11 protein-coding genes are annotated in these 12,744 nt (G+C 72.8%); 10 read left to right on the top strand and 1 reads right to left on the bottom strand.

Features of this window, described 5'->3' with window-relative positions; genetic code table 11:
• Positions 1–82: 82 nt before the first annotated feature.
• Positions 83–2,371 (top strand): collagenase, encoded by a 2,289-nt coding sequence (locus tag OHV05_RS29020; RefSeq protein WP_405020306.1) that lies wholly within the window; start codon positions 83–85, stop codon positions 2,369–2,371.
• 86 nt (positions 2,372–2,457) lie between these two features.
• On the opposite strand, the gene OHV05_RS29015 is transcribed toward OHV05_RS29020, so the two are convergent.
• A complete protein-coding gene (locus OHV05_RS29015; RefSeq protein ID WP_405020305.1) occupies positions 2,458–3,498 on the bottom strand; it encodes a LuxR C-terminal-related transcriptional regulator in 1,041 nt (346 codons plus the stop codon).
• 275 nt (positions 3,499–3,773) lie between these two features.
• Between OHV05_RS29015 and OHV05_RS29010 the strand changes: the two genes are divergently transcribed.
• The 9 genes from OHV05_RS29010 to OHV05_RS28970 all read left to right on the top strand — a co-directional run bounded on the left by OHV05_RS29010 (position 3,774) and on the right by OHV05_RS28970 (position 12,682).
• Positions 3,774–3,956, top strand: coding sequence for a hypothetical protein (locus tag OHV05_RS29010; protein WP_405020304.1), 183 nt, complete (start codon positions 3,774–3,776; stop codon positions 3,954–3,956).
• A gap of 187 nt (positions 3,957–4,143) precedes the next feature.
• On the top strand, positions 4,144–5,313 hold the full coding sequence (locus OHV05_RS29005; RefSeq protein ID WP_405020303.1) for an AAA family ATPase: 1,170 nt from the start codon (positions 4,144–4,146) through the stop codon (positions 5,311–5,313).
• 251 nt (positions 5,314–5,564) lie between these two features.
• Positions 5,565–6,053: a cobalamin B12-binding domain-containing protein gene (locus tag OHV05_RS29000; protein WP_405020302.1), complete on the top strand. Its 489-nt coding sequence runs from the start codon at positions 5,565–5,567 to the stop codon at positions 6,051–6,053.
• The gene (locus tag OHV05_RS28995) at positions 6,050–7,360 is read left to right on the top strand and encodes a methylaspartate mutase (protein WP_405020301.1); all 1,311 of its coding nucleotides are present in this window, start codon (positions 6,050–6,052) and stop codon (positions 7,358–7,360) included. The genes OHV05_RS29000 and OHV05_RS28995 overlap by 4 nt, the downstream gene beginning before the upstream one ends.
• Positions 7,357–8,373: an asparagine synthetase A gene (locus OHV05_RS28990; RefSeq protein ID WP_405020300.1), complete on the top strand. Its 1,017-nt coding sequence runs from the start codon at positions 7,357–7,359 to the stop codon at positions 8,371–8,373. The genes OHV05_RS28995 and OHV05_RS28990 overlap by 4 nt, the downstream gene beginning before the upstream one ends.
• On the top strand, positions 8,370–9,656 hold the full coding sequence (locus OHV05_RS28985) for a glutamate synthase-related protein (protein WP_405020299.1): 1,287 nt from the start codon (positions 8,370–8,372) through the stop codon (positions 9,654–9,656). Before OHV05_RS28990 ends, OHV05_RS28985 begins: the two co-directional genes overlap by 4 nt.
• Positions 9,649–10,926, top strand: a complete 1,278-nt coding sequence (locus OHV05_RS28980) for an MFS transporter (RefSeq protein WP_405020298.1) — start codon at positions 9,649–9,651, stop codon at positions 10,924–10,926. The genes OHV05_RS28985 and OHV05_RS28980 overlap by 8 nt, the downstream gene beginning before the upstream one ends.
• A complete protein-coding gene (locus OHV05_RS28975) occupies positions 10,919–12,337 on the top strand; it encodes an amidase family protein (RefSeq protein WP_405020297.1) in 1,419 nt (472 codons plus the stop codon). Before OHV05_RS28980 ends, OHV05_RS28975 begins: the two co-directional genes overlap by 8 nt.
• Positions 12,338–12,460: 123 nt before the next feature.
• Positions 12,461–12,682, top strand: a complete 222-nt coding sequence (locus OHV05_RS28970) for an MbtH family protein (protein ID WP_405020296.1) — start codon at positions 12,461–12,463, stop codon at positions 12,680–12,682.
• The last annotated feature ends 62 nt before the right edge of the window (positions 12,683–12,744 follow it).

Here is a 12,744-nt window from a genome sequence, read left to right as displayed (position 1 = left end):
GATGTGTGCCATTTTACATGTCACACATCAAGTGATCGCGCCCCCAAGCCCGCGACCACCGAACCGGCCCGGAGGCCCCACCGTGCGACCCTCCCGGATACCCCTGGCCCAGTTGGGCCGTCTGCTCACCCTCGCGTTCGCGTTCCTGCTCACCCTCGGTTTCTTCGCCCCGCAGAGCCGGGCCGCGAGCGGCGCCCCCGCCACCGGCAACGGCCCGGCCGCGCCCACCGGCCAGCCCTCGACCCGGGCCGTCCCCGTGCCCAAGTCCGCCGAGGTGCCGAAGGACGGCCGCCCGACCCCGGGCGCCGCGACCGAGGCCACCGACGCGCCGAAGGCCGCCGCCACCCTGCCCACCGTGGCGACGAAGCAGTCCAAGCAGCTGCGTTCCGCCCCGGCCGCCGCCGACCCGGTCGCCGCCGCCTGCAACTTCACCACCAGCACCGGCAGCGTCCTGGTCCAGCAGGTCAAGGCCGCGAGCCTGGACTGCGTGAACTCGCTGTTCGACCTCACCGGCACCACCGCCCAGGGCACCTTCCGCGAGGCCCAGATGGTGACCGTCGCCAACGCCCTCCGGGACAGCGCCGCCTCCTACAACGGCACCAACTCCGGCTCGGCCGGCCAGCTGGTGGTCTTCCTGCGCGCGGGCTACTACGTGCAGTGGAAGTACCCGGACGTCGTCGGGACCTACAACTCCCCGCTGCAGAGCGCGATCCGCGGCGGTCTGGACGCGTTCTTCGCCGCCCCGCGCTCCAAGGACGTCACCCAGGCCAACGGCGAGACGCTGGCCGAGGCCGTCACCCTGATCGACAGCGCCCGGGAGAACGCCCGCTACACCGGCGTGGTCAAGGGCCTGCTGAACACCTACACCAGCAGCTGGACCGGCGCCATGTACGACGCGGTGGCCAACACCAAGACGGTGATCGAGCGCGGCACCGAGCTGCCCGCCTTCGTCGCCGCGCTGGCGGCCGACAGCAGCTTCGCCGGCGCGATGTCGGGCTTCGTCACCCGGAACAGCTCTATGATCAACGGTGGCGACCTGGCCACCGACCTCGGCATCCAGCTCGGTGGCCTGCTCGCCGTCCCCGAGCTCAAGGCGCAGGCCCGGCCGTTGGTCAAGGACCTGGTCAACCGCTACCCGCTGGTCGGCGCGACCGGCCCGCTCACCATGAACCTGGCCTGGTTCGCCGAGAAGCGCGACACCGGCAACTGCTCCTACTACGGCCTCTGCGACCTGCCCACCCGGCTGATCCCGCTGGTCCTGACGGTCAACCACACCTGCAGCCCGAGCCTGCGGATCCGCGCCCAGCAGATGACCGCCACCGAGCTGGCCGACACCTGCACCAGCCTGGCCAACCAGGACGCCTTCTTCCACGGTCTGGTCAAGGACAACGGTCCGGTCGCCGGTGACGTCAACACCGCCCTCGAGGTGGTGGTCTTCGACGCCTACTACGACTACAGCCTCTACGCCTGGTCGATCTACGACATCGAGGTCGACAACGGCGGCATGTACCTGGAGGGCGACCCGGCCAAGGCCGGCAACCAGGCCCGGTTCATCGCCCACGAGGCCAGCTGGCTGCGTCCGACGTTCTCGATCTGGAACCTGAACCACGAGTACACCCACTACCTCGACGGCCGCTACAACATGCTCGGCGACTTCGACGCGGGCGTCGCCACCCCCACCATCATGTGGGTCGAGGGTGTCGCCGAGTACGTCTCCTACAGCTACCGCAACGTCCGCTACGACGACGCGATCGCCCAGGCCGCCCTGCACACCTACAAGCTGAGCGAGCTGTTCGACACCACCTACGACAACGCGGACTCCACCCGGATCTACAACTGGGGCTACCTGGCGGTCCGTTACCTGCTCCAGTCGCACCCCCAGGACGTCACCGCCCTGCTCGGCCACTACCGGGCCGGCAACTGGGCGGCCGCCCGCACCCTGCTCACCTCCACCATCGGCACCCGCTACGACGCCGACTTCGCCACCTGGCTGACCGCCTGCGGCGCCGGCAACTGCGGCGCCCTGCCGCCGGTCCAGGCCCCGCTGTGCACCGGCGCCGACATCCGGCAGTTCGACAAGAACTGCCGCCGCGACGACGTCAACGCCGGCACCGGCAACTACCGTTACAGCTTCCTGTACCTGCCCGCCGGGGTGCAGAGCCTGACCATCACCACCGCCGGCGGCACCGGCAACGCCGACCTCTACTACAACGGCGGCAGCTGGGCCACCACCGGTTCGTACCTGCAGAAGTCCACCAACGGCGGCAACGGCGAGACGCTGACCATCAGCAACCCGCCGGCCGGCTGGGTCTACTTCAGCCTGTACGCCCAGCAGGGCTTCACCGGCACCACGGTCACCACCCGCTACTGACGGGCGGTACCGGCAGAGCAGTCCAACAGCCCCGCGGGCCGGTCACCGGCCCGCGGGGCTGCGTCGTGCCGGCTCCCGGCGCCGGGTCACTCGGTGGAGCGGACCGGGGCGCCGAGCGTACCGGTGGGGTTCAGGTCGACGCCCAACTCGCTGATCAGGAAGCCCGCGTGCAGTCTGCTGCGGGCTCCGAGCTTGTCCATGATGTCGGAGACGTGCCGCTGGCAGGTGCGCAGCGACATGCCCATCCGGCGGGCGATCGCCCGGTCCTCCAGGCCCTGGACCAGCAACCGGACGATGGACACCTTCATGTCCTCGGAGATCGCCAGCACCCGCTCCTGGCTGTAGTTCTCCGGGAAGGGCGTGGCACTGGTCCAGGCCCGCTCGAACGCGCCGATGGCGAAGTCCACCAGGCTCGGGTCGCTGAGCAGCAGGCAGCCCGAGTCGCTGTCCCGCATCGCGATCACGGCCGCCGACTGGTCGAACGCCAGCATCCGCATGAAGCCGTCGCCCAGGGTGCGGATCTCGGCACCGATCCGGGACACGTGGTCGACGTACTCCACCGTCACGGTGCTGAACTGGGCGGTGTGTTGGTAGAGCGTGCGCATCCGCACGCCGCGTCTCAGCACCCGTTCGGTCTTCTCCAGCGACTCCTTGAGCACGTCGTCCCGGCGGGCACCGCCCGGCTGCGAGGTGAGGATCTCGTGCTCGGCCCGGTCGGCCAGCTCGGTGATGGTCGCCCGCACCACGTCCAGGTCGGTCAGCCGCTGCACACCGCCCGCGTCGCCCGGGGTGAACCTGGCCTGCTCGTAGATGTTCTGAAAGACCGTCAGCCGCTCCCTGGTCGCCTCGACCGCGCGGTGGCGCTCCTCGATCTCCAGCAGGGCCGGCGCCAGCAGCTCGCTCGCCACCGCCTTCGGCAGGCCCGCCACCACCATCCCCGGACGGGTGGCCGAGCGCTTCAGCAGCCCGAGGTCCAGCAGCCGGTCGACCCGGCCCGGGCCGGCCGGACCGGCCCGTAGCTCGTCGCCGTCCACCTGCTGCCGCTCGACCACGTACTGGAACAACTCCAGCTCCTCCTGGCCGAGTTGGTCCAGTAACGAGGAGATGCCAGGCGCTACGGAGCCCAAGACCACAGTCCCATCCCGGTCGAATGTACATGCGAGGAAAGCGTCCGCAATCGTATCGCCCGGCGGGCACGCCAGCACCTGACCGCACCCTCGATTCCTTCACATTGCAACCACATCCGACACTCTCTGTCCGACTATGTCAGGTATGGACCCCTCGTGTCTGCGTCATGGCGTACTCACGACCCCTTGGGGGGCCTTACCCGCCATTCCCGGTCGCGGCAGACTCAAGGTGTCGGGAAAACCCGGAGAGCACCCGGATTCTGGAGGGGAAAACCATGGACCGCAAGATTCTCACCACCGCCGCCGTATTCGTCGCCGCCACCGTCACCGCCCTTGCCGCGACCCTGACGGTGGGCTCGGCCGCCGCCGACACGACCGCCGACGGCGGCACCCAGACCCCCGCCGTCACCGCGCTGCCCTCGCCCAGCCCGACCTCCGCTGACCTGGGCTGGGGCTGACCCGCACCGGAGTCGGACCACGTCGGACGGCCACCCCACCCGGGCGGCCCCGGCGGCGGAGCACGGCTCGGGACACCCCGCCCGAGCGGCGGCAGCGGGCCACCACCAGCGCCTCGCCATTACCGCCGGACCCGCAGGACACATCATTCCGGACAGAGAGACGTGGTGAACGGAAACCGTGGACGAAATGATGATTTCCGTCCGATTCTCCGGGCTGCTCCGGGAATTCCGCAGGAACTCCGGACTGACCCAGCAGGAACTGGCCGACCTCTCCGCGCTGAGCGTGCGGGCGGTCCGCGACCTGGAGTCCGGCCGGGTGCACCGGCCACGCCGGGAGACCGTCCGGCTGCTGGTCAGCACCCTGCGCCTGGAGGGCGCCCGACGAGCGGCCTTCGAGGACGCCGCGGCCGCCGAGCCCGCCGAACCCCCTCCCCAGCGCAACCCGTTCACCCTGCTCGGCCGGGCCGACGAGGTCCGCGCACTGCTGGAACTGCTGCGCTCCGGCGGGCAGCGGCTGATCTCGCTCACCGGGCTCCCCGGTGTCGGCAAGAGCCGGCTGGCCACCGAGGTCGCCGAGCGGCTGCGGGCCGGCGGCTGGCAGATCTGCTGGACCGCGAACGGCCGGCCCGCCCCCGGCGACGCCCTGCTGGTGCTCGACGGCGCACCGCCGAGCGACCCCGGCATCGCCGAACTCCTGCGCAGGCACCCGGGTCTGCGGGTGCTGGCGACCGCCACCGAACCGCTCCGGCTGCCGGGGGAACGGGTGATGCCGCTGGCCCCGCTGGCCGCTCCCCGGCCCGCACCCGGCGCCGACCCGGCCGCGCTGCTCCGGCAGGACGCCGTGCAGCTCTTCCTCTCGCACGTCCGCCGGGTCCGGCCCGGCTACCAACTCGCCGCCGGCGAGGTGGCCGTGGTGGCCGAGCTGTGCGCGCGGCTGGACGGACTGCCCGCCGCGATCGAGCACGCCGCCGACTGGTGCCTGATCCACCCGCCGCACCGGCTGCTCGCCTGGGCCCGGGAGGACCCGCTCGCGGTGGCCTGCTCGCCGGTCGCCGACGGCACCGGCCCCGACCTGCGCACCGCGGTCCGCACTGCCACCGAGGAACTCGGCCCCGGCCCGGGCCAGTTGCTCCGGCTGCTGGCGGGCAGCGGTCGTCCGCGCACCTTCGAGGAGATCGTCGGCTACGTCGGCAGTCCCGCCGCCGAGGTGGCCAGGGGCGTGCACGCGCTGCTGCTCCGCGGTCTGGTCCGCAGTACCCCCGGGGGCGGCGGCGAGTGCTTCGCCGTGCCGCGCCTGGTCCGCCGCGCGCTCGCCGAACTCCCGCTGCCGGGCGTCCGGTTGCTCGCCGCGGTCTGATCCCGCGCGCGCCGGCCGACGGCCGCGCTGCGAGCCACCGGGCCGCACCGCCCTGGCAGGTGCGAGCGGCAGAGTCCGAACCGCCGCTCTGCTGCCGGTCCCAACTGCCTGGCCCGGACCCCCGTGCTGCCTAACGTCTGCTGCTGGCGCCACCACCGGAGCGCCTCCGCCGACCGGGTCGGTGCCCCCGTACCCCGCGCACCGCACCCCGCGTCCCGGCGAGTCCACCACCACCCCTGTGAGAGTCGATCATGGAGCTGGACAATCACCCCTGCCCACCCGCCCTCGGGCCGGACGCCCCCGGCCTGGACGTCGTGGTCACCAGCGTGGCCTCGGACGCGCACACCTGGAACCTGATCTATCTCCAGCTGTTGCTGGAGGAGCTCGGCCACCGGGTGACCAACCTCGGGTCCTGCGTACCGGACCAGCTGATGGTCGACGAGTGCCGGACCCGCCGCCCGGACCTGATCGTGCTCTCCACCGTCAACGGGCACGGCCTGAACGACGGCCGCCGGGTGATCGGCCGGCTCAGGGACTGCGCCGAGCTGCGCAGCACGCCGATCGTGATCGGCGGCAAGCTCGGCATCTCCGGCACCGGACAGGGCTCGCACGTCGGGGAGTTGGTGGACGCCGGGTTCGACGCGGTGTTCGAGGACAGCGCGGGCATCGTCGGCTTCCACGACTTCGTCCGGGCGCTGCCGGCCGGGCGGCGGGCACTGCCCACCGGGGGTGCCCGATGACCCCGCCCGTGCTGCCGGCCGGCTCGTTCGGCGGCTTCGTGCAGGCCGCCCGCCGGTCCGGCCACCTGGTGGTGCAGCCCCGGATGGGGATGAGCGACCCGTACCTGATGCGCGAGGGCCTGCTGGCCACCCGGCGGGCCGACGCCAGCACCGTCGGCACCATCACGCTGGACAGCTACACCCGGGTCGGCGACCACGAGGCGGCCCGCCGCGCCCTGGCCGAGGGCGTGCCGCTGAACGGCTACCCGATCGTGGCGTACAGCACCGCCACCACCAGGGCGGTCACCGAGGGCATCGCCGGGACCGGTTTCCCGGTCCAGGTCCGGCACGGCTCGGCCGCGCCGCAGGACATCCTGGAGGCGGTGGTGGCAGCCGGTCTGACGGCCAGTGAGGGCGGGCCGATCTCCTACTGCCTGCCCTACAGCCGGACCCCGATCGCACAGTCGGTGACCAACTGGGAGGCCAGCTGCGCCATCCTGGCCCGGCTGCGCGAGCACGGCGCCGAGCCGCACCTGGAGACCTTCGGCGGCTGCATGATGGGCCAACTCGCCCCGCCCGGAATCCTGGTGGCGATCAGCGTGCTGGAGGCGCTGTTCTTCCGCCAGCACGGCCTGCGCAGCGTCTCGCTGAGCTACGCCCAGCAGACCCACCCGGGCCAGGACGAGGAGGCGGTCACCGCGCTCGGCCGGATCGCCGGTGCCCTGCTCGGCGACCTGGACTGGCACATCGTCATCTACGCCTACATGGGCGTCTACCCGCGCACCCCCGGCGGCGCCCGGCTGCTGCTGGAGGAGGCGGCCCGGCTGGCGGTGCGGACCGGGGCGGCCCGGCTGATCGTGAAGACCTCCGCCGAGGCGCACCGGATCCCCACCATCGCCGAGAACGTCACCGCCCTGGAGGCCGCCGCCCGCGCCTCCGAGCAGGTCAGGCCGACCGCCAGCGTCCAGGACACCGGCATCCACCAGGAGGCGCTGGGCCTGGTGCAGGCGGTGCTCGACCTGGACCCGGACCTCGGCCGGGCGCTCACCAAGGCGTTCGCGCTCGGCGTGCTCGACGTCCCGTACTGCCTGCACCCCGACAACGCCGGCCGGGCCCGCAGCTACCTCGACACGGCCGGGCGGCTGCACTGGTCCGACACCGGCGCGATGCCGGTGCGCGGCACCGGGCGCGGCGTCGGCCGGATGACCTCGTCCGGGCTGCTCGGCTCGCTCTCCTACGTCCAGCAGCGGTTCGACCGGCTCGCGGTCGAGACCGCAGGCCACCGCCAACTCACCACCCCCGCCCCGCAGAAGGAGTACGCCCGATGACCACCACCGCCGACGCCCCGACCACCGGGGAGCTGCTGCTCCCGCCGACCGACCCCCGGCAGCACCTGACCTCGCCGACCACCCGTACGGTGCTCCGGCTCCAGCAGCACATGCTGGCGGCGGCCCGGGAGTACCTCACCGGCGCCGGGTTCGCCGAGATGCTGCCGCCGATCATCGGCCCGGTCACCGACCCGGGCGGGCGCGGCTCCAAGCAGGTGGACGTCGACTTCTACGGCCACAAGTACAAGCTGATGACCAGTGCGATCCTCTACAAGCAGGCGTCACTGCTGGCCTTCCCGAAGATCTTCTGCATCGCGCCGAACGTCCGGCTGGAGCCGCTGGAGACCGCCAACACCAGCCGCCACCTGGCCGAGTTCCACCAGATCGACGTGGAGATGGCCGGCGCCTCCCGGGACCAGATCACCGCCGTGCTGGAGGAGTTGGTCCGGCACATCGTCGCCCGGGTGGTCACCGACCTGCCCGCCGAGTTCGCCGCGCTCGGCCGGGACACCTCGGTCTTCGGCGCGCTGCTGGACCAGGCGTTCGGCCGCCGCACGCACGCCGAGGCGGTGGCCGAGCTGATCGGTCTGGGCCATCCGCAGAACCCGGACGCCGAGATCGACTGGGAGGGCGAGGCGCTGCTCTCCGCCCGCTCCGCCCAGCCGTTCTTCGTCACCGACTACCCGAAGGGCTCACGCGGCTTCTACGACCGGGAGAGCGCCCAGGACCCGGGCGTGCTGCGGAACTTCGACCTGCTCGCGCCCGAGGGCTACGGCGAGCTGTGCAGCGGGAGCGAGCGGGAGTACGACTACGCCCGGATCGTCACCCGGATGCGCGAGACCGGCGAGAACCCGGCCAAGTACGGCTGGTACCTCAAACTGGTCCGCGAGGGCATCCCGGCCAGCGCCGGCTTCGGCATCGGGGTCGAGCGGTTCACCCGCTACCTGGCCGGGCTGGACGGCGCCTGGCAGGCCAACGCCTTCCCCAAGCTGCCCGGTGTGGTGTCGCCGTGACCGGCCTGCGCACCCGGGGCTTCCCGGAGCAGGCGGTCCGGGAGCGGGCCAGGCTCGGGGCGGCCGCCGCCTTCCCGGCCGACGCCCACTACGGCCACACCCTGTTCGGCGCGGAGGGCGGCACCTCCACCGACCCGATCGACCGACTGCGGATCACCCCGCCGGTGTTCATGCCGCAGCGGCTGGAGAAGCTGATCGAGCTGGGCCGCGAGCCGCTGCACACCGACGTCGCGCTGGACACCGTGATCGGCGGCCTGCGCTCCGCCCTGCCGCTCTACCTCTCCGCCTTCGGCTCCACCCGGGCGGCCGGCACCGACCAGGTGCTGGCCGCCGGCCGGCAGGCCGGACGGCTCGGCATCCCGATGGTGATCGGCGAGAACATCGTGCCGATGAGCGGCTACGGCCGGGGCGGCGAGCAGACCCGGCGCACCGCGCTCGGCCGGATCGCCGCCTACCTGGACGAACTACCGGACGGGCTGGGCGGGGTGGCGGTGCAGCAGAGCACCGAGGACGCCGACGCCGAGGTGTGGAACCTGGTCTACAGCGACCCGGCCGCCCGGCCGCTGCTGGAGAGCGGCCGGCTCGCCTTCGAGCTGAAGGTCGGTCAGGGCGCCAAGCCCGGCCTGGGCGGGATGACCGTGCTGGACCGGGCGGCCGCCGCCCGGGTGGACGAACAGTTCGCGCTGGACGAGGTGTTCGGCCCGGACGCCGACCGGGTGCTGCGGTGCAGCAGCCCGGGCACCTTCACCGAGGAGATCCTGCGTCAGCAGATCCGGCTGATGCGCAACAACTACCCCCGGGTCAAGGTCTGGGTGAAGCTGCACCCCGGCCGGGACGTGGCACTGGCCGCCGACATCGCCTGGACCGCCGGCGCCGACTCGGTCACCGTGGACGGCGCCGAGGGCGGCACCGGCTGGGCGCCGGTCGCCACCCTCGCGCACTCCGGGCTGCCGCTCGGCGAGTGCCTGGCCCGGATCGGCCCCCGGAGTGACTGCCTGCTCGCCTCGGGCCGGTTCTGGGAGGGCAGCCGGGTGGTGAAGAGCCTGGCCCTGGGCGCCACCGCCGCCGGTCTCGGCCGGGCCGCCCTGCTGGCCACCGACGAGGACCCGGAGGCGGGCCTGACCAGGCTGGTGGAGTGCCTGGCCCTCGAACTGCGGCTGCTGATCAGCTCGCTCGGCAAGTACGCCCCCGCCGCCCTCGGTCCCGAGGACGTCTGGCCGACCCCCGTGCCCTCGGCCGGGGCTCCGGCCCACCGAATCCCGGAGGTGCTCCACCATGGCTGACACCCTGCCCCGTACCGAGAACGAACCGGTGCCCAAGCGCGCCGACGGGCCGCTCGGCCTGAACTACCTGTCCTTCACCGGGGCCATGAGCCTGTCCCAACTCGGCGACTCCGCCTGGTACGTGGCGCTGACCTGGACACTGATCCGGGACGTCAGCCCGGCGATGACCGGCACCGTGCTGATGCTGGCCAGCCTGCCCCGGCTGATCGGTCTGCTCGGCGGCGGCGTGATCGCCGACCGCAGCGGTCCGCGCCGGGTGATGGTGATCACCGACGTGCTGCGCGGCGCCGTGATGCTGGCCGCCGCGCTGGTGGTCGGCCTGAGCACCCCGTCGGTGCCGATCCTGTTCGGGGCCGCGCTGCTGCTCGCCTTCATCAGCGCCTTCTTCATCCCCGCCTCGGGGTCGGTGAAGCCGCTGATCCTGGCCGACAAGGACCTGGTCCGGGGCAACGCGCTGTTCGTCTTCGGCATCCGGGGCGGGCAGGCGGCCGGCGGCCCGATCGGCGCCTGGCTGATCGCCCTCGGCGGGGTCCCACTGGTCGCCGTCGCCAACGCGGTCAGCTTCCTGCTCTCCGCCTTCGCCTCCGCCCGGGTGCGCTACACCCGGGAGCCGGTCGCCCCGCCCGCCCCGGCGGACCCGGCGGCGCCCGCGCCCGCGAAGCCGCCGTTCAAGGAGATGCTGCTGGACGGGCTGCGCTACCTCCGCAAGGAGCGCCGGATCCGGCTGGTGATCCTGGTGATCGCGCTGACCGAGCTGGCCTGCGCCCCGCCGGTCAACATCGGCCTGGTGCTGCTCTCCAACCGGCTCGACGCGGGCGCCACCGGCGCCGGTCTGCTGCTCACCGGCTACACCGTCGGCGCGGTGGCCAGCTCGGTGCTCACCATGGCCTGGCCGCCCGGCCGGCGCGGCGGGCTGGTGCTGACCCTGGGGGTCGCCGCCTCGGCGGTCTGCCTGACCGCGATGGCCTTCATCGACTCGCTGCTGCTGGGCATGCTGCTGTACGGCGTCCTCGGCCTGGTGACCGGTCAGTTCGGCCTGGTGCTGGTCTCGATGGCGCAGCGCTGGACCGAGCCCGCGATGCGCGGCCGGGTGATGTCGGTGCTCTCGCTGGCCATCTTCGCCTGCGCCCCGCTGGCCAACGTGGCGGTCGGCACCATGGTGACCCTGCTCGGCTTCAGCACCGCGATGACCGTCTTCGCCGCCTTCGCGGTCGCCGCCGCGCTGATCGTGGTCGGCACCCCGAGCCTGCGGGGTGTCCGCCTTGACTGACACCGGACACCTGGACCGGAGCACCGCAGCCTTCCCGGAACTCCCGGATCTGCACCGGCAGTTGCGCGAGGGCCGGCTGACCAGCGTGTCACTCACCCGGCGCTGCCTGGACCGGATCGAGCTGGTCGACCCACTGGTGCACGCGGTGCTCGCGGTGGACGACAGCGCCCTGGAGCAGGCCGCCCAGGCCGACCGCAGGTACGCCGCCGGGGCCGAACGCGGCCCACTGGACGGCATCCCGGTACTGGTCAAGGACAACATCGACACCGCCGGGCTGGCGGGCACGGCGGGTTCCCGGCTGCTGGCCGGGAACCCGCCCCGCCGGGACGCCGGGATCGTCAGCCGGCTCCGGGCGGCGGGCGCGGTGGTGCTCGGCAAGACCAACCTCTCCGAGTGGTCCAACTTCCGCTCCACCCAGGCCACCGAGGGCTGGTCCGGCACCGGTGGGCAGACCCGCAACCCGTACCGGCTGGACCGCAGCCCGGGTGGCTCCTCGGCGGGCTCGGCGGTGGCGGTCGCCACCGGGATGGCGCCGCTGGCGCTGGGCACCGAGACCGACGGGTCGATCGTCGGCCCGGCCGGGCTGTGCGGGGTGGTCGGGGTGAAGCCCGAGACCGGGCTGCTGCCGCTGGACGGCATCGTGCCGATCTCACCGGTCCAGGACACCGTCGGGGTGCTGGCCGCCCGGCTCGGCGACGCCGCCCTGGCGATCGCGGCGCTCACCGGCCGGCCGCCCGCCGAACCCGACCCGGCGATGCTCCGGGTCGGCCTCTGGCGGGTGCCCCGGATGCCCGGCGCGGTCGACGCGGTGCTCGACTCCGCGGTGCAGGCGCTGCGTTCGGCCGGGGTCGCGGTGGTGCCGATCGACCTGGCACTGGACCGGCAGACCGTCGAGGACGGACTGCTGGCGATGTACGCGGAGTTCCGCCCGGGGCTGGAGGCGTACCTGCGCAGCCGTCCCGGCGGGCCGCAGACCCTGGCCGAGCTGATCGAGGGCAACCGGGCCGACCCGGTGGAGCTCTCGCTCTTCGACCAAGACCTGTTCGAGCAGGCCCAGTTGATCGGTGAGCCGGAGCGCGCGAAGGCCGGGCTGGCCCGGCACAGCTCGCGCGAACAGGCCCGCAGGCTGCTCGACCGCACCATGCGCCGGTACGGCGTCCAGGCCGTGCTGGCGGCCAGCAACGAACCCGCGCCCGTCATCGACTACGAGCTCGGCGACCCCGGCACCCCCGGCAGCTCCACCCCCGCCGCACTGGCCGGCTACCCGAACATCTCGCTGCCGGTCGGCCACTTCCGTGAACTCCCGGTCGGCCTCTCCGTGTTCGGCCCGCCGACGCTGGACCGGCTGCTGCCGGTGGCGCTCCGGCTGGCCGAGGCGTGCGCCGTCCGGCGGACCCCCGCGCTGCGCTGAGAGCGCACCGGCCGGCGGCGGCAGAACTGCCGGTCAACTGCCCTGCGGCACTTCCTCGAACGGCTCGAGAACCCCCCTAGCTTTTCCCCCGTAAGCGCATTCGACAAGTCCCAGGAGGACGAGATGAGCAACCCCTTCGAGAACGAGGACGGGCAGTTCCTGGTCCTGGTCAACCACGAGAACCAGCACTCCCTGTGGCCCGCGACCATCGAGGTCCCGGCCGGCTGGAACACCGTGCAGGACGCCACCTCCCGGTCCGCCTGCCTGACGTACATCGAGGAGCACTGGACCGACCTGCGGCCCGCCAGCCTGATCGCGGACAGCCCGTTCGCCAAGAGTTCCTGACCGTCATTCATCCGCTAGAGGGCGGGACCGCGTGAGGTCGAATGCCCTGGCTCCGGGAGGCC

Origin of the sequence: Kitasatospora sp. NBC_00070 (assembly GCF_045041205.1) — a bacterium.
GTDB lineage: Bacteria > Actinomycetota > Actinomycetes > Streptomycetales > Streptomycetaceae > Kitasatospora.
Note: the sequence above shows the minus strand (reverse complement) of the source record. Positions and strands in the feature narration are given on the sequence as shown.

What these genes read in the sequence shown, in the direction of transcription:
- OHV05_RS29005 (WP_405020303.1), top strand. Translation starts at nt 4,144, where the DNA reads ATGATGATTTCCGTCCGATTCTCCGGGCTGCTCCGGGAATTCCGCAGG.
- OHV05_RS29000 (WP_405020302.1), top strand. Translation starts at nt 5,565, where the DNA reads ATGGAGCTGGACAATCACCCCTGCCCACCCGCCCTCGGGCCGGACGCC.
- OHV05_RS29010 (WP_405020304.1), top strand. Translation starts at nt 3,774, where the DNA reads ATGGACCGCAAGATTCTCACCACCGCCGCCGTATTCGTCGCCGCCACC.
- OHV05_RS28990 (WP_405020300.1), top strand. Translation starts at nt 7,357, where the DNA reads ATGACCACCACCGCCGACGCCCCGACCACCGGGGAGCTGCTGCTCCCG.
- OHV05_RS28995 (WP_405020301.1), top strand. Translation starts at nt 6,050, where the DNA reads ATGACCCCGCCCGTGCTGCCGGCCGGCTCGTTCGGCGGCTTCGTGCAG.
- OHV05_RS28970 (WP_405020296.1), top strand. Translation starts at nt 12,461, where the DNA reads ATGAGCAACCCCTTCGAGAACGAGGACGGGCAGTTCCTGGTCCTGGTC.
- OHV05_RS28980 (WP_405020298.1), top strand. Translation starts at nt 9,649, where the DNA reads ATGGCTGACACCCTGCCCCGTACCGAGAACGAACCGGTGCCCAAGCGC.